This window comes from Brevibacterium yomogidense (assembly GCF_900163715.1).
Taxonomy (GTDB): Bacteria; Actinomycetota; Actinomycetes; order Actinomycetales; family Brevibacteriaceae; genus Brevibacterium; species Brevibacterium yomogidense_A.
In genome coordinates, this window is the sequence record NZ_FWFF01000012.1 from 63,733 (window position 1) to 79,451 (window position 15,719).

Genomic DNA, 15,719 nt, shown 5'->3' on the forward strand with positions numbered 1-15,719 from the left:
CTACGCGGGGGCCCGGGGCGGGACTAATGCAGATATGTCGATGTTTCGATGCGGTCCGCCGACCGCCACAACGCCGACGGCGCCCCTTCCCATGCGGGAAGAGGCGCCGTCGAAGGTCCGATGGGGACAGCGGTCCGGTGGGGCTGCGCCCCACTGAAGCGCAGCGTCAGCCCAGACGGTCGGCCACGATCCGTGCGATCTGCACCGTGTTCAGCGCAGCCCCCTTGCGGAGGTTGTCGTTCGCGACGAACAGCACGAGTCCGCGGCCCTCCGGCACGGACTGGTCCTGGCGGATCCGTCCGACGAAGCTGGGATCCGCACCCGCGGCCTTGAGCGGGGTGGGCACGTCCTCGAGCGCGACGCCGGCGGCCTTCCCCAGCACCTCGCGAGCCTCGTCCGCGGTGATCGCGCGGGAGAACTCCGCGTGGATCGACAGCGAGTGGCCCGTGACGACGGGGACGCGCACGCAGGTGCCGGCGACCAGCAGGTCGGGCAGAGCGAGGATCTTGCGGGACTCGTTGCGGAGCTTCTTCTCCTCATCAGTCTCGTACTCGCCGTCATCCACGAGCGCGCCGGCCAGTGGCAGCACGTTGAACGCGATGGGATCCGTGTAGACCTGCGGCTCAGGGAAATCGACGGCGGAGCCCGAGCTCACCAGAGCGGACGCATGCGGTGCGACCGCCTGCGCCTGTTCGGTGAGCTCTTTGACGCCGGCCAGCCCGGATCCGGACACGGCCTGGTAGGTGGCGACCTTGAGGCGCTCGAGTCCCGCGGCGTCGTGCAGCGCCTTGAGCGGCGGCATCGCGGCCATCGTCGTGCAGTTGGGGTTCGCGATGATGCCCTTCGGGCGATCGTCGACCGCTTCGGGGTTGACCTCGCTCACGACGAGCGGGACCTCGGCATCGCCGCGCCACGCGGAGGAGTTGTCGATGACGACCGCACCGGCGGCGGCGAAGCGCTCTGCCTGCGCACGGGAGGTGTCGCCTCCGGCGGAGAACAGTGCGATGTCCACGCCTGTCGGGTCGGCCGTGGCCGTGTCCTCGACGACGATGTCCTCGCCGCGGAACGGCATGGTCTTACCCGCCGAGCGTGCGGATGCGAAGAAGCGCACCGCGCCGATCTCGAACCCGGGATCCGCCTCGAGCAGGGTGCGCATGACAGCGCCCACCTGCCCGGTGGCCCCGACGATTCCGATGGTCACTGCTGTCATCGTCCTGTCCCTCCGTACACGACCGCCTGGGTCTCTTCGCTGTCCAGCCCGTATGCGCTGTGCGCCGCGGTGACGGCGCGGTCCAGGTCCTCGGCGCGCGTCACGACACTGATGCGGATCTCCGAGGTGGAGATGAGGTCGATGTTGACGTGCTCTTCGCTGAGTGCGCGGAACAGGGTCGCGGTGACCCCCGGGTTCGAGCGCATGCCGTCGCCGACGACCGACAGCTTGCCGATCTGGTCGTCGTAGCGGATGTGGTCGAAGCTGATGCTGTCCTTGCGGGCCTCGAGCGCCTCGATCGCCTTCGCACCATCCGCCATCGGCAGGGTGAAGGAGATGTCCGTGCGGCCGGGATCGCGCGTGGAGATGTTCTGCACGATCATGTCGATGTTGATCTCCTGCTCGGAGATGATGCTGAAGATCTCCGCTGCCTTGCCGGGCACATCGGGCACTCCGACGATGGTGAGCTTGGCTTCGGAGCGGTCGTGCGCGACTCCGGAGATGATGGGCTGTTCCATGGTGGATTCCTTCGTGCTTGCGGTCCTGAAGGGCTCGGGGATCTCCCCGTCGGTGACCCACGTGCCGCTGTGCTTCGAGAACGACGAGCGGACATGGATGGGCACACCGGAACGGCGCGCGTACTCGACGCAGCGGAGCATGAGGATCTTGGCGCCGGAGGCAGCCATCTCCATCATCTCCTCGTAGCCGATCTTGTCGATCTTGCGGGCGGACGGCACGATCCGGGGATCGGCTGTGAACACGCCGTCGACGTCCGAGTAGATCTCGCAGACGTCCGCGTCCAGCGCGGCGGCGAGCGCGACGGCTGTGGTGTCGGAGCCGCCGCGGCCCAGCGTCGTGATGTTCTTGGTCGTCTGGCTCACGCCCTGGAATCCCGCGACGATCGCGACGTGGCCGTCGTCGAGCGCGGAGCGGATCCGACCCGGGGTGACGTCGATGATGCGTGCGCGTCCGTGGGATTCGTCCGTGATCACGCCGGCCTGGGAACCGGTGAACGACTGCGCGCTCTCCCCCAGGTTCGCGATCGCCATCGCTAGGACCGCCATGGAGATGCGCTCTCCGGCGGTCAGCAGCATGTCGAGTTCACGCGGCGGTGGGACGGGCGAGACCTCTTGTGCGAGGTCGATCAGGTCGTCTGTCTGGTCCCCCATGGCGGATACGACGACGACCACGTCATGGCCGGCCTTGCGATACGACGCAATGCGCTTGGCGACCCTCTTGACGGATGCGGCGTCGGCGACGGAGGAACCTCCGAACTTCTGTACGACGAGGCTCATGTGCTCAATTCTCTCGCGGGCTGTTCGGTCCGGCCGGCGGCGAAACGATGCAGCACCGCTGCGGCCGAGCCGCGCACCATTCTACGGGCACTTCCCGACCGTGTTCCGGCCACCCCGTCATTCTGGGACGCGGAGGCGGCGCCGGCCATGATCGGTCGGCACCGCCTCGGCACCTCGACTCCTGCTCGTGCGGGCGCTTCCCGCCCCGCCTCACCGAACGACGCTGAAGAGGTCGCCCGGCTGGCATTCGAGGACCTCGCACAATGCGAGAAGCGTCGTGAATCGCACTGCCTTCGCGCGGTTGTTCTTGAGCACGGAGAGGTTCGCCAGACTCACTCCCACTCGTTCGGACAACTGGGTGAGCGTCATCTCCCGCTGCGCGAGCAGGCTGTCGATGTGGCAGGCGACCCGCGGCTCGCCGGAGCTCATCCTCAGATCACTCCTTCCAGCTCGTCCTGGACCTCGCGACCGCGCTTGACGGCCCTGCGCAGGAGCTCGGCGAAGATGACCGCCCCGACCCACAGATATGACATCTCCTGTGTGACGCCGTTGCTCACTGCCGCGTCTCGCAGCCCGAGGTCCCGGATGACGAGGTTGTCGCCGGGGATCTGAGCAAGTGCATAGAGCGGTCCCGTCACGGCCAGGGTCCACGACAGTCCTGTCAGACTTCCGGCCACGCGCGGGGAGAACGTCTGACCGTGCACGACTTCGGAGACTGCACGGGATGCGAACCACGTCGCCGCGAAGAGCCCGAGGATCCAGATCGCCTTGGCCGCGATGAACTGGCCCATCGCCCACGCGCTGAGGTCGGACACGGGCACAGAGAGGGTCGCCAGACCCTCGACGGCGAGTTCGACGCCGCCCAGTGTGAGATCGGTCGGCTCATCGAACTCGAGGGCGACGGGCAGACGGTCGGACAGCGCCGCACTGAACAGCGGTGATGCCGCGGCGTTGAGCAGGGCGATGAGCGGGAGGACGAGGAGCACCTCGAACCCCCACGTCTGCTTCTTCTTCGCGCCTGCGGTGGTGGGCCCGTCAGGACCGGAACGATCCTCGGGGCCGGGGACCTGATGTGTCGAGTCGTGCGTGTTCATATCTGCTCGCCCCTTAACTGACGTGAGACTTCTACGCGGCGCATGACCGCCTCTTATCGAATGTCGATATATCGATAAACAATATGTTTGCCGTTTATCGATAAGAAGTCAAGATGCGCACGTCAAGGAGCGCACGTCACACGGCGGAGTGGTGTGAGCCGGGCAGGTGTCCGGTGACAGCGCTGGAGACTGGGCTGGAGACTGCGCAGGAGACCGCGCGTCAGGAGACTGAACGGCGTCCTTCGAACGCTCGCCCGAGCGTCACTTCGTCCGCGTACTCGAGATCGCCGCCGACGGGCAGCCCCGATGCCAGTCGCGACACCGTGAGACCCACGCTGCTGAGCAGGCGGATGAGGTACGTGGCAGTCGCTTCGCCCTCGAGGTTCGGGTCGGTCGCGATGACGACCTCCTGCACGTCCCCCGACTGCAGTCGGGGCAGAAGGTCCTTGATGCGGAGGTCGTCGGGACCGATCCCCGCCATGGGATCGATGGAGCCGCCGAGCACGTGGTAGAGGCCGCGGTATTCGCGCGTGCGTTCCACGGCGAGGACATCCTTGGGCTCCTCGACGACGCAGATCATCGTCTGGTCGCGGCGCTCGTCCTTGCAGATGACGCATGTCGCGTCTTCTGCGACGTTGCCGCAGACGTCGCAGAAGCGGACGCGGCGCTTCACCTCGCGCAGAGCGTCGGCCAGAGCGTCGACGTCCGCGGTGTCCGCCTGGAGGATGTGGAATGCCATGCGCTGCGCGGACTTGGGGCCGATGCCCGGCAGTCGGCCGAACTCCTCGACCAGATCCTGCAGGGCGCCTTCGTAGAGCAGGCTCACTCGTTCAACTCCTCGATGATCACGCCACCCAGCAGGCGCTGGACGACGGCGGGACCGAACTCGTTGTCGTGCTCGATATCGGCGTCGCCTTCGGTGTCGTAATCGGTGTAGTTCTCGACCGGGTCCGGCACGTGCTCCTCGACGGGCGGCGGAGGCTGGCTCGCCCCCTTCACATCGCCACTGTGGCGCTGCGCGAGGTGGGCGTACCGTCCCAGGGGCGAATCCGCGGATGCATCAGGTTCTGCAGTGCGCGCTGCCTGAGCGTGGCCGGGATTCTCTGTGAAGGAGATGTCCACGTCGGCGTACGCACCCAGGAAATCGAGGTCGCCGCTCGCCGCGGGAGTCTGGCTGCCCGTCGACTCCCGTGCCTCGAACGACCCGGATTCGTCTGGCGGCCCGTGTTCTGGAGCCTCTTCGACAGGTTCGGCAAGGGTGTCCCCTTGCGGGTCCCTGTAGTCGTCTGAGTATGCGTCCGGGTACGCGCCTCCGTCGGGAGAGGATTCTCCATCGGCGGGGTAGGATTCGCCGTCCTCCGGATAGGGCTCGATGTCGACGGGAGGAGGAACAAGGACGGCACCGAGGTCCACGGCCCTGTCCCCCGCCGCAGTCGCGACGGGCCCGTCGTCCTGCGCGGAGTCTCCGGACCAGTCCTGCGCGGAGTCACCTGACCAGCCCTGGGGGGAGCCACCCGACCACGATCCGTGACCGGCCTCCGGCGCCCACGGATCCGACGCTGTCGAACCCTCAGGTGCAGAATCATCCGGCTCAGGAGCCGCAGATGTCATCGTCTGCGCAGATGTGCTGGTCTCCGCGTCAGCAGGCTCAGCATCGGGTGCGCCGGCGAAGGGTTCGGGCGCGCCTGCGAAAGTTTCACGAGGGTCCCGTTCCGCATCTGCACCCGTCAGCGGAGTCTGACTGTCGCCCTCCGCATCGTCACGGCCTTCGCGTCCCCGCGGGGACGTCGGCTGACTGGTCGGCGCGTCCGACTGCGCTGCGCCGCTCTGGTCGGCCGAGTCGCTCTGCCAGTACCGCTCGTGGTCGACGGGCGCCCGATCGGCTTCGCGCGGACCGACGACGGAGTCCAGTTCTTCCTGTGTCACCTCACGCGGGCCCGAACGATCATGGGGAGCCGCTGCCATCTGACCTGGGCCGCTGCTTCCCGAACCAGCCGAACCCGAACCGCCCGGCCCCGCAGAACCGCCGGAAGGAGAACCGCCGGATGGAGGACCACCTGTGTGCGGACCACTGGTTTGCGGACCACCTGTTTGCGGGCCACTGGGCGCCGAGGTCGAGGAAGGCGGTCCCGCGTTCTCGTCTCCCACACGGACTTCCGCGCGGATCCCCAGCGAATCCTCGAGGGCCGAGCTCACGAACTGCGCGTGAGGTCCTCGGCGGAAGGCCTGGACCGATCCGGGGTTGCTGAAGCCGAGGAAGAGCACACCATCAGCGAACCGCTGCGGGAAGGAGTTTCCGCTCACGATCGCGTATGAGAGCTTGCGCAGCTGCTGGAGCCTGGCGAGCACGTCGGGCCAGCCGCGACGGATCGCGTCGATCTCCGCCCCGACTCCGGGAGCCTGCCGGATCTCCGGTGACGCGTGCGCTTCCGGCACGTCGGCCATCGAGTCTGTAGCGGGCGGGACTGCGGCCTCCGGGGCATCCACCTGCTGAGCACCCTGAGGCTGCTGAGGCTGCTGAGGCTGCTGAGGCTGCTGAGGCTGCTGAGGCTGCTGAGGCTGCTGAGGCTGCTGAGGCTGCTGAGGCTGCTGAGGCTCAGCCTGCCGCATCTGTGCGGGGCGCGGGTCGGGCTGCTGGTCCGCACGGAAAGGTTCTGCGGGAGCCGACGCCGGCGCGGCGCGCTGCGTGTCCTCCGGTGCACTGCGAGGCCGATCATCCGGTGCGGCGTGAGACCTGTCCTTCGGGGCGACACGAGGCGCCTCCTCCGGTCCGCCGTCGAGCACCGACCGCGCCGATGCCATCGCAGCGGCCATACCCGCGAACGGGTCCGCGTCCTGCTCAGCGGACGCAGCTGCGCCCGCTGCACGGCTCTGCCCCGCTGGCGACTCCTGACTGCGAGCAGCGCGCGAACCCGGTGCCGCCTCGGCTCCGGCGTGCTCAGTGCGCCCTGTCCCAGTCTGCTGGGCCCCTGTCTGCTGCGCCCCGGGCTGCTCAGCGCCAGTGCGCCCAGTCCCAGCCAGGTCGGTTCCAGCAGGCTCAGGTCCAGCAGGCTCAGTCCCAGCGGGTTCCGGTCCGGCCGCTTCAGGTCCACCGGGTTCAGCCGCCGCCTGCACGGGCACCGCCCCTGCCGGCATACGGCCACCGGCGCTCATGCCGATGCGCCGTTCGAGCCTGTCGACGCGGGACACGACGGACCGACGTGAGTTCTCCGCGCCCGGCAGGAGGATCCGCGCGCAGATGAGCTCCAGCTGCAGACGCGGCGACGTCGCACCGGTCATCTCCGTCAGTCCCACGTTCAGCAGATCCGCTGCGCGTGACAGCTCACCGGGGCCGAACGCACGAGCCTGCACCTTGAGGCGCTCCAGCCTGTCCGCGGGCACCTCCGGCAGGAACGACGCCGCGGCATCCTCTGCCGCAGAGATGACGAAGAGGTCGCGGAAGCGCTCCAGCAGATCCTCGACGAAGCGGCGCGGATCGTGCCCCGATTCGACGACACGATCGATGACGCGGAACACCCCGGCACCATCGCCAGCGGAGAACGAATCGACGATGTCGCCCAGCAGCGAGTCATCCGTATAGCCCAGCAGCGCGACCGCCGTCGCGTAGTCGACGCCCTCCGCGCCTGCTCCGGCCATCAGCTGGTCGAGGACGGAGAGGGTGTCGCGGACCGACCCCCCGCCCGCGCGCACGACGAGCGGCAGGACCCCCTTGCCGACGTTCACGTTCTCCCGACCGCTCAGATCGTCGAGGTACCGCACCAGGGTCTCCGGCGGGACCAGCCGGAACGGGTAGTGGTGCGTCCGCGAGCGGATCGTCTGGATGACCTTGTCCGGCTCCGTCGTCGCGAAGACGAACTTCACGTGGGCCGGCGGCTCTTCGACGAGCTTGAGCAGGGCGTTGAAGCCCTGCGTCGTCACCATGTGGGCCTCGTCGAGGATGAACACCTTGTAGCGGTCCCGGGCCGGCGCGTACACGGCCCGCTCCCGCAGGTCGCGGGCATCGTCGACGCCGTTGTGGCTGGCCGCGTCGATCTCCACGACGTCCAGCGATCCCGCTCCGCCGTTCGCGAGGTCCTGGCAGCTGGGGCACTGGCCGCACGGATTCGAGGTGGGGCCTTCGGCACAGTTGAGGCAGCGCGCCAGGATGCGCGCCGACGTCGTCTTCCCGCAGCCGCGGGGACCGGAGAACAGGAAGGCATGGTTGATGCGCCCTGCGTCGATGGCGGCGGACAGCGGGCGAGTCACATGCTCCTGCCCGATGACTTCGTCGAAGGCTTCGGGGCGGTAGCGCCTATACAGTGCGGTGGACACGTCCCCCACCCTATAGTCAGGGACGGACACAGAACATCAGCCCAGAGTCGGCACAGACTGAAGCCCACGGGCGAGGAGGACCAGTACATGGACGGCGATTCCGCGGCCCGGAAGATCCGGATCGGACACGCCGAACGCGAGGACGTCATCGAGACGCTGCGCGTCGCCGCAGGTGACGGACGCCTGACGGTCGAAGAGCTCACGGAGCGCATGGAGAAGGCCGCGGACGCCAAGACCTATGCCGATCTCGACCTCCTCGTCGAGGACCTCCCCGTTCCGCCCCCGTCCAGTGCGCTGGGACGTGCCCCGGGCACGGTCGCGCGGACGGCCTCGGGCGCGGTGGTCCCGTCCCGGGACGCACCCGGATGGGAGCTCGGCCGACCGCTCGTGCTGCGCGCTGGCTGGGAGGACGAGCGCCGCCGAGGCCGCTGGGAGGTCCCGCCCTTCATCCGCGTCGAATCGACCGGTGCGACCGTCGAGCTGAGCTTTCTCGAGGTGGAGACAGCGCCGGAGATCATCAGCGTCGACGTCGCCGGGGCGATGGGCACCTGCCTCATCGTCGTGCCGGACGGCTGGGGCGTCGACATCGACGACGTCCGCGGCTCATGGGGCACCAGGAAGTCCCACGTGGACCAGGTGCCGCAGCCGGGCCTCCCCCTCGTCCGGGTGAGCGGCTCGCTGGGCATGAGCACGCTCACCGTGCGCTACGCCAACTGGTTCGACAAGCGCCGCCTGGAGAAGAGGTCCTGACTCATGGTCGGTGAGCCCTCGACACTGGCGATCTTCATCATCACGGGAGCGTTCCTCGTCGCGGTGGTGGGCGGCGGCTGGCTGATCCTCCGACTGGTGCGGAACCCCGACGCCGCGATCGGCGCCCGGACGCGCAGGCGCTGGGAGGAGCACGAGGATCAGAGGCGCCTCGAGCTCGAACGCCGTAGGCTGGAGGAGGAGCGTCGGATCGGGGACCTCGATCGGCTCGACGAGGAGCGTGGACTCGACGGGGAGTCCGGACGCGACGGAGGGAAGGACTGGACCGATGAGTGACAGGACCTACAGGATCGCGGTCATCCCCGGTGACGGGATCGGCACCGAGGTCATGCCAGAGGGCGTCCGTGCGCTCCACGCCGCCGCGGACGTCTACGGATTCGAACTCGATCTCATCGAGCTCGACTGGGCGAGCGCGGAGCACTGGAAGGCCCACGGCACGATGATGCCGGAGGACTGGGCGGAGCAGCTGGAGGCGGTCGATGCGATCTTCTTCGGCGCCGTCGGCTGGCCGGACGTCGTCCCGGACCATGTGAGCCTGTGGGGGTCGATCCTCCAGTTCCGACGGGTGTTCGACCAGTACGTGAACCTGCGGCCCGTGAAGCTGCTCAAGGGCGTGCGCAGCCCGCTGGCCGGGCGCGAGCCGGGCGAGGTCGACTTCTACGTCGTCCGCGAGAACACGGAGGGCGAGTACTCGTCCGTGGGCGGCCGCATGTTCGAGGGCACGGAGCGGGAGACCGTCATCCAGGAGACGATCATGACTCGCACCGGCATCGACCGGGTGCTGCGCTACGCGTTCGACCTGGCGGAGCGGCGCCCCGCGAAGAAGGTGACCTCCGCCACGAAGTCCAACGGCATCGCGATCACCATGCCGTACTGGGACGAGCGCGTCGCCGCGATGTCCGAGTCGTACCCGGACATCGACGTCGACCAGTTCCACATCGACATCCTCGCGGCGAACTTCGTCCTGCACCCGGACTGGTTCGACGTCGTCGTCGCCTCGAACCTGTTCGGCGACATCCTGTCCGACCTGGGACCCGCGTGCGTCGGGACGATCGGCATCGCACCCAGCGCGAACATCAATCCGGAGGGGACCCACCCGTCGCTCTTCGAACCCGTCCACGGATCGGCGCCCGACATCGCGGGCCAGGGCATCGCGAATCCGATCGGCCAGATCTGGTCGGCGGCGCTCATGCTGGATCACCTGGGCGAGGCGGAGGCCGCCGCGGCGATCGAGGAGGCCTTCGAGGCCGTCGTCGCCGCCGGTGACACGAGGATCGTCACCCCCGACCTGGGCGGGGCCGGCACCACTGCCGGCCTGGGCAGGGCCATCGCCGATGCGATCAACCACCCGGCCGTGGTGCGCGGCCGGGGCTGAGGGAGCTCAGCTGGTCCTCGACGAGGGACGGGCTGCTGGTGCGGACGGCTTGTCACGGGGCCGGACGGCTTGTCAGGGGCCGGACGGCTTGTCAGAGACAACAACGTCTCCTGCCGGTATCGTCGTTCATGACCCGCATCACCGCGGGCGTGCGACGAGAGGAGTCGACCATGGGCATCGGAGACAAGGCGAAGGATCTGAGCGGCAAGGTCAAGGAGAGCGTGGGCGACGCCACGAACAACCCCGACCTCCAGCGCGAAGGGGCGAAGGATCGCACCGAGGCCGCAGTGAATGACGCCGCCGACAAGGCTCGCAAGGGCGTCGACGACCTCAAGGAGAACTCGAGCGGTCTGGGCGAGAAGATGGGCGGCGCCAAGGACGCGCTCAAGGACCGCTTCGGCAAGGACAACGACGCCGGGCGCTGAGCGCGCAGTCGTCTAGCGGCCGAAACGCCGGTTCCGTGCTCCAGACACCGCGCCAGAACACGGTGTCTGGAGCACGGAACCGGCGTTTCGCGACTCTCATGTCGACGCGACTCTCGTGTCGAGCAGCTCACCCGCGGATGAGCCCCGCTTCGCGCGCCTTCGCCACCGCGTCCGTCCGTGAGCGAGCTCCAAGCTTGTCGAAGATGTGGGCGAGGTGGGTCTTCACGGTCGACTCCGATACGAAGAGCCGCCCTGCGATCTGGGAGTTCGACAGGCCGCCTGCGACTGCTTCGACGACCTCCAGCTCCCGCACGCTCAGGCTGATCGCGGGTGTCCTCATCCGCTTCATGAGCATGGCGGTCACGTCGGGTGAGAGCGCCGTCTCCCCCGCCGCCGCCCGGCGGATCCCGTCGAGCAGCTGATCCGGCGGGGTGTCCTTGAGCAGATAGCCCGCGGCTCCCGCCTCGATCGCCGTCACGACGTCCGCGTCACTGTCGTAGTTCGTGAGGACCAGCACGTTCGGCGCCGTTGGGCCGCCCGCACGGACCCTGCGGGTCGCCTCCGCTCCGTGTATGACGCCGTCACCGCTGCCCAGCTGGAGGTCCATGAGGACCAGGTCCGCCGGCACCTCTGCCGCGAGCCTGACGATCTCCTCCCCCGTGGCCGCTTCGCCGACCACGTCGATCCCCTCATCCGTCGAGAGCAGAGCCGTGATCCCCGCCCGCACAACGGGGTGGTCATCGCACACGAGCACGCGCACTGTCATCGCTGCCTCCTCCTCGTCACCCACTGCGCTCCCTGCCGCCCATGGTCTTCCCCACCACAATGGCCATCCCGGCCGCGCTCGACTCTCACTGCCTCGCCTCTCACTGCCACTCCACTCCCGTCATCGCTCGCCACTCGCCTCTTCATCCACGTCGAACACCGCGCGCACCGTGGTGCCCTCACCCGGACGCGAGTCAACGGTGAGCGCCCCGCCCACCGCCCGTGCCCGCGCGCGCATGACGTCGAGCCCGAACGAGTCAGACTCCCCCGACGGCCGCACCGCCGCCGGGTCGAATCCACGTCCGTCATCGACGATGTCGACCGCGATCCGCTGGTGCCCGTACGCGAGCGTCACGAGCACCCTGTCCGCATGCGCGTGGGTCACCGCATTGCCGAGCGCCCCCTGCACGATGCGCAGGATCGTCGTCTCGACCGGCCGGGGAAGCGCGCGAGCGGTGCCGCTCGTGCGGAACACGAACTCGGCTGCGCCTCCCGGTGCGTCGGCGGTGCCCGCGACCGAGGCCACTGTTCCGTCCGAAACCCCAGTCCCCTCCGAGACCCCGGTCCCGGCCGATGGCTCGTGCCTCTCGATCACAGTGCCCGCTGTCGAGGCCTCGGAACCCGTCTCGCTCACAACACGGGCGAGCGCATCCGGCAGGGTCGCCGCAGCCAGCTTCGGTGAGTTCAGCGCGCGGATGAAAGCACGTGTCTCCGTCAGTGCGGAAGCGGCCGACGACTTCGCGAGCGCGATCTCATGGAGTCCCGCAGCCTCGGCGCCCATGCGCCGCTCCGCCGCGCTCAGCAGCAGCTGGATGCTCGAGAGGTTCTGGGCGACGGTGTCGTGGAGCTCCGCGGCCATGCGGGTGCGCTCGGCCTCCACCCCTGCGGCGCGCTCCGTCTCCGCGAGCTGCGACTGCGCTGCCAGCAGGCGGGTCACGAGTCGTTCACGGGCACGGACCTCCCGGACGAGGGTGCGCACGCCCAGGCCGATCGCCACTGCCACCCCGGCGCCCACGAGCGGTCCGGTGACCCCGCCGACGGTGAGTCCCCGGTGATACGCGAGCCCCACGATCGCGACCACGGCGACGGCCGCCACGGACAGAGGCCCCCACCACCCGCGCAGCAGGTGGAGGCAGAGGAAGAAGAGGGGGAAGGCGAGGAAGGCCGCATCCGGGGCCAGCACGACCGTGCCGAGCCACAGGACGGCGAGCGTCGCCACCCACAGGTGCCGCAGCCGCGCCAGCCTCCTCGCCAGCACCGCGCCGGCCAGATAGACCGCTTCGAACGCCGCCACCAGCACGATCGCGGCCCCCGGGTGGATCGCATCTCCGGACAGCGCACGGACCACGACGAGGACGCCCAGACCGACGACGAGCGCGTGCAGTCCCCACTGCAGTGCGACCGCGACGGATGTCGACGTCAGAGTGGACGCGGACGGAGGTGCGGACGCCAACGTCGGAGCGGTCGCGCCGGTGACCGATGACGAGCGAGGGGCCGGGGACGTGCGGGACATGCTCCCCACGCTACTGCGCTGTGCCCGCAGCGGACACCGCTTCCACAGGTCCGGTGTCCGTATCCCCCGAAAGGACTAGTCGGGAGTAGTCCTCCCGGCCCCGGAGGACCGTCCGCCCGTCCGATGTGACAGCGCCCGCCGGCGAGAAGACTGGGGTTATCGGATGGGAACCGTCCGCAACCGCCCGCCCCTCATCACATCGGAGGCTGTCTTGTTCCTCGCTTGGCGCGACATGCGATTCGCCCGCGGCCGCTTCGCCCTCATCACCGGAGTCGTCCTGCTCATGACGCTCCTCATCGGACTGCTCTCCGGACTCACAGGTGGGCTCGCACAGCAGAACATCTCCGCGGTCCGCGCACTCGACGGAGAACGCGTCGTGCTGGCGGCGGAGACGTTCGACGAATCCGAGCTCACCGATGCGCAGGTCGAAGCGTGGAACGACTCGGACCTCGTGGAGAACGTCCGCGAGGTCGGGATCCTCCGCTTCACGATCGACGCCCCCGAAGCCGACTCGGGCAGCACCGAGGCGGCGGGCGCCGACGAGACCGGGACCTCGGCGCCGGGGATCTCCGCCGCGATGTTCGGCGGCGCAGCCGACTCCCCCGCCCGCGACGGCCAGGTGGCGCTGAGCCCGCAGGCCGCAGAGGACCTCGGCGTGGGCGACGCCGACCAGGTATCGGTTCTGGGCATCGACCTCGCGGTGGACGTGCTCGCCGAGGACCGCTGGTACGCGCACACCCCGGTCGCCTACGTGACGATGAGCGACTGGCAGGAGATGCAGACCCGCCTGGGGCGGGATGACGTGGCAGCGACCGCGCTGACACTCGACGTCTCCGACAACGCCTCCGAGGCCGGCGATGCCAGCGTCGACGACCAGCTCGAGGCGCTCGCCGAGGAGTCGTCGACGACCGTGAACAGCAACCTGTCGTCACTGCTGGCGATCGCGTCGCTCCGTTCGGAGATCGGCTCGCTGCTCATGATGGTCGGCATGCTGTTCGGCATCTCCGCCCTGGTGGTGGGCGCGTTCTTCACCGTGTGGACCATGCAGCGCACGGGTGACGTCGCGGTCCTCAAGGCGCTGGGCGCTTCGACCCCGTCGCTCATGCGGGACGCCCTGGGGCAGTCGCTCGCAGTGCTGATCGCCGGAGTCGGAGGAGGGATCCTGCTGACGGCGGCCCTGGGCCTGGCCGTGAGCGGAGTCGTCCCGTTCGTCGTCGCCTGGTACACGACGCTCCTGCCGGCGGTGCTCCTCATCGCCCTGGGGCTCGTGGGCGCCGCGTTCGCGCTGCGCTCCGTCACGCAGGCCGACCCGCTCACCGCGCTGGGCTCCGCACGCTGACCCAGTTCCTCCGACACACCACTGCTCCACCACCCAACTCCACTGACACGCCACCTCCCGGAAGGACTCCTCTTGCTCTCGCTCTCCGACATCACCCTGACGTTCCCCGATGGCGACGGTCGCGTCACCGCAGTCGACCGTGCCGCTCTCGAGGTCGCCGACGGCACAGTCGCGGGCCTCACCGGGCCGTCCGGCTCGGGGAAGTCCAGCCTCCTCGCCGTCGCCTCGACGCTCGTGCGGCCCGATGCTGGCACCGTGCGGATCGCGGGCATCGACGCGACGGCGCTCTCCCAGAAGGAAGCGGCCCGCCTGCGGCGCGAGAAGATCGGCATCGTCTTCCAGCAGTCGAACCTGCTGCCGTCTCTCACTGCGCGCGAGCAGCTGCTCGTCATGGGCGAGATGGACGGCGCACGCAGCGGCCGCGCCGCCCGTCGTCGGGCTGCGGACGAGCTGCTCGACGTCGTCGGGCTGGGTGATCACAGGGACGCGCGTCCGGCAGCACTGTCCGGTGGGCAGCGTCAGCGGATCAACATCGCGCGCGCCCTCATGGGGGATCCGAACGTCCTCATCGTCGACGAACCCACCTCAGCGCTGGATCGCGCCCGCAGCGAGGAGATCATCGGGCTCGTCGTCGACCTCACCCGCGATCTGGGCACGGCGACGCTGCTCGTCACCCACGACCTGCAGCTCATGCTGCGCTTCGACGCGACGTACGAGATGATCGACGGGAGCCTCGCGCCCATGATCGAGGCGGCTCACACAACCGTGTGAGCCGCCTCGGGCACAGCAGTCTCGGACACAACCGTGTGAGCCTGTCAGATCTCTGAGCCCTCGGGCTTCTCCACCATCGGGCCGCGCTTCTTCTTCTCGGAGCGCACGGCGGCCGGCCACTCACCCTCGACGGAGTCAGATTCCGCTGCGGCGACCTCGTCCGGGGTGCCGCCCACGACCTCGGCGTCCTCGTCAGCGGACACGGGAGCGGATTCGCGCACCTCCACGACGGCGTGCGCTTCGCGCCCGAAGAGGTAGAGCAGGAGTTCGACCGGCATCCCGGTCACGGTGATCGTCGTCTTGTTGGTCCGACCAGCGCGGAACGAGTCGAAGCCCCGGGGCTGCAGGACGAGGTGGAGGCCCTGACGGATCGCGTACGAGAGCGCGAGCGCACGGACGAGCGGCAGCATGTCCTTCTGCACCTGCGTGCCGAGCTCCCGCGGGCGCCAGCCCGGCTGCGCCCGCCGCACGTCTTCGTGGTGGATGAGGAATTCGGCGGTGTTCATGAGCGAGTCGACGCCCACGCCCCACGAACTGGGGTTCCACGCCGTCGGTCCCTGCGCGATCTTGCCGACCAGCTCGATCCACGGGGTGTCCCGCAGCAGCTCGTCGACTCGTTCATGCCGCTTCGAGAAGAGCTTGAGGTGCTCACCGACGAGTGCGGGGAGGTCACGGTCGCGCATCACCAGGTGAACCGCGAGATCACGTGCATTCCAGCCCTCGCACAGAGTGGGCGCTCCAGGCCCCACCTTCCGCAGGAGAGATGCGAGCCTGAGTCGTTCTTCCCGTGCGAGCGATGTCATACCCTCAGCCTGCCCCAGGCGGCCGCGCGTGTCGAGCACGGCCACGCCCC

General features: G+C 69.0%; 15 protein-coding genes. 6 read left to right on the forward strand and 9 right to left on the reverse strand.

Translation table 11 applies throughout. The annotated features are described in order from the left end of the window. Positions 1-166: 166 nt before the first annotated feature. The 6 genes from FM105_RS07100 to FM105_RS07125 all read right to left on the reverse strand — a co-directional run bounded on the left by FM105_RS07100 (position 167) and on the right by FM105_RS07125 (position 7,910). Positions 167-1,210, reverse strand: coding sequence for an aspartate-semialdehyde dehydrogenase (locus FM105_RS07100; protein ID WP_087006734.1), 1,044 nt, complete (start codon positions 1,208-1,210; stop codon positions 167-169). After that, positions 1,207-2,505: an aspartate kinase gene (locus FM105_RS07105; protein WP_087006736.1), complete on the reverse strand. Its 1,299-nt coding sequence runs from the start codon at positions 2,503-2,505 to the stop codon at positions 1,207-1,209. Before FM105_RS07105 ends, FM105_RS07100 begins: the two co-directional genes overlap by 4 nt. Positions 2,506-2,715: 210 nt before the next feature. Further along, entirely contained in the window at positions 2,716-2,934 is a 219-nt protein-coding gene (locus FM105_RS07110; protein WP_087006738.1) for a helix-turn-helix domain-containing protein, read from the reverse strand. Positions 2,935-2,936: 2 nt separating this feature from the next. Continuing rightward, positions 2,937-3,599: a hypothetical protein gene (locus FM105_RS07115; protein ID WP_087006740.1), complete on the reverse strand. Its 663-nt coding sequence runs from the start codon at positions 3,597-3,599 to the stop codon at positions 2,937-2,939. A 220-nt stretch (positions 3,600-3,819) separates the two neighbouring features. Then, positions 3,820-4,425 carry a recombination mediator RecR gene (gene recR / locus FM105_RS07120; protein WP_087006741.1) on the reverse strand — a complete coding sequence of 202 codons (606 nt, stop codon included), beginning with the start codon at positions 4,423-4,425 and terminating at the stop codon, positions 3,820-3,822. Continuing rightward, positions 4,422-7,910, reverse strand: a complete 3,489-nt coding sequence (locus tag FM105_RS07125; protein WP_087006812.1) for a DNA polymerase III subunit gamma and tau — start codon at positions 7,908-7,910, stop codon at positions 4,422-4,424. Before FM105_RS07125 ends, recR begins: the two co-directional genes overlap by 4 nt. An 87-nt stretch (positions 7,911-7,997) precedes the next feature. Here FM105_RS07125 and FM105_RS07130 point away from each other — a divergent pair, with 87 nt between their 5' ends. From FM105_RS07130 to FM105_RS14785, 4 genes are all read left to right on the forward strand, one after another. Further along, positions 7,998-8,660 (forward strand): DUF1707 SHOCT-like domain-containing protein, encoded by a 663-nt coding sequence (locus tag FM105_RS07130; RefSeq protein WP_087006743.1) that lies wholly within the window; start codon positions 7,998-8,000, stop codon positions 8,658-8,660. 3 nt (positions 8,661-8,663) lie between these two features. Beyond that, complete coding sequence (locus tag FM105_RS07135) at positions 8,664-8,954, forward strand: hypothetical protein (protein WP_087006745.1); 291 nt, start codon at positions 8,664-8,666, stop codon at positions 8,952-8,954. After that, positions 8,947-10,053 carry a tartrate dehydrogenase gene (locus FM105_RS07140; RefSeq protein ID WP_087006746.1) on the forward strand — a complete coding sequence of 369 codons (1,107 nt, stop codon included), beginning with the start codon at positions 8,947-8,949 and terminating at the stop codon, positions 10,051-10,053. The genes FM105_RS07135 and FM105_RS07140 overlap by 8 nt, the downstream gene beginning before the upstream one ends. A 128-nt stretch (positions 10,054-10,181) precedes the next feature. Beyond that, positions 10,182-10,478 carry a CsbD family protein gene (locus FM105_RS14785; RefSeq protein WP_218777923.1) on the forward strand — a complete coding sequence of 99 codons (297 nt, stop codon included), beginning with the start codon at positions 10,182-10,184 and terminating at the stop codon, positions 10,476-10,478. Positions 10,479-10,605: 127 nt separating this feature from the next. On the opposite strand, the gene FM105_RS07150 is transcribed toward FM105_RS14785, so the two are convergent. Continuing rightward, on the reverse strand, positions 10,606-11,244 hold the full coding sequence (locus FM105_RS07150) for a response regulator (protein WP_087006814.1): 639 nt from the start codon (positions 11,242-11,244) through the stop codon (positions 10,606-10,608). Between the two features lie 120 nt (positions 11,245-11,364). Continuing rightward, positions 11,365-12,756 (reverse strand): ATP-binding protein, encoded by a 1,392-nt coding sequence (locus tag FM105_RS07155; protein WP_087006748.1) that lies wholly within the window; start codon positions 12,754-12,756, stop codon positions 11,365-11,367. A 232-nt stretch (positions 12,757-12,988) separates the two neighbouring features. Here FM105_RS07155 and FM105_RS07160 point away from each other — a divergent pair, with 232 nt between their 5' ends. Continuing rightward, positions 12,989-14,095, forward strand: a complete 1,107-nt coding sequence (locus FM105_RS07160; protein WP_256970279.1) for an ABC transporter permease — start codon at positions 12,989-12,991, stop codon at positions 14,093-14,095. 72 nt (positions 14,096-14,167) lie between these two features. Further along, on the forward strand, positions 14,168-14,866 hold the full coding sequence (locus FM105_RS07165) for an ABC transporter ATP-binding protein (RefSeq protein ID WP_087006750.1): 699 nt from the start codon (positions 14,168-14,170) through the stop codon (positions 14,864-14,866). A gap of 44 nt (positions 14,867-14,910) precedes the next feature. Here the strand turns inward: FM105_RS07165 and FM105_RS07170 are convergent, their stop codons facing one another. Then, positions 14,911-15,669 carry a TIGR03085 family metal-binding protein gene (locus FM105_RS07170; RefSeq protein WP_087006751.1) on the reverse strand — a complete coding sequence of 253 codons (759 nt, stop codon included), beginning with the start codon at positions 15,667-15,669 and terminating at the stop codon, positions 14,911-14,913. Positions 15,670-15,719: the final 50 nt, after the last annotated feature.

Excerpts from the sequence above, each read along its gene's own strand:
- FM105_RS07100 (WP_087006734.1), bottom strand. The coding sequence starts at position 1,210 with ATGACAGCAGTGACCATCGGAATCGTCGGGGCCACCGGGCAGGTGGGC.
- FM105_RS07170 (WP_087006751.1), bottom strand. The coding sequence starts at position 15,669 with ATGACATCGCTCGCACGGGAAGAACGACTCAGGCTCGCATCTCTCCTG.
- FM105_RS07140 (WP_087006746.1), top strand. The coding sequence starts at position 8,947 with ATGAGTGACAGGACCTACAGGATCGCGGTCATCCCCGGTGACGGGATC.
- FM105_RS07160 (WP_256970279.1), top strand. The coding sequence starts at position 12,989 with ATGCGATTCGCCCGCGGCCGCTTCGCCCTCATCACCGGAGTCGTCCTG.
- FM105_RS14785 (WP_218777923.1), top strand. The coding sequence starts at position 10,182 with ATGACCCGCATCACCGCGGGCGTGCGACGAGAGGAGTCGACCATGGGC.
- FM105_RS07135 (WP_087006745.1), top strand. The coding sequence starts at position 8,664 with ATGGTCGGTGAGCCCTCGACACTGGCGATCTTCATCATCACGGGAGCG.
- FM105_RS07115 (WP_087006740.1), bottom strand. The coding sequence starts at position 3,599 with ATGAACACGCACGACTCGACACATCAGGTCCCCGGCCCCGAGGATCGT.
- FM105_RS07105 (WP_087006736.1), bottom strand. The coding sequence starts at position 2,505 with ATGAGCCTCGTCGTACAGAAGTTCGGAGGTTCCTCCGTCGCCGACGCC.
- FM105_RS07150 (WP_087006814.1), bottom strand. The coding sequence starts at position 11,244 with ATGACAGTGCGCGTGCTCGTGTGCGATGACCACCCCGTTGTGCGGGCG.
- FM105_RS07155 (WP_087006748.1), bottom strand. The coding sequence starts at position 12,756 with ATGTCCCGCACGTCCCCGGCCCCTCGCTCGTCATCGGTCACCGGCGCG.
- FM105_RS07130 (WP_087006743.1), top strand. The coding sequence starts at position 7,998 with ATGGACGGCGATTCCGCGGCCCGGAAGATCCGGATCGGACACGCCGAA.
- FM105_RS07110 (WP_087006738.1), bottom strand. The coding sequence starts at position 2,934 with ATGAGCTCCGGCGAGCCGCGGGTCGCCTGCCACATCGACAGCCTGCTC.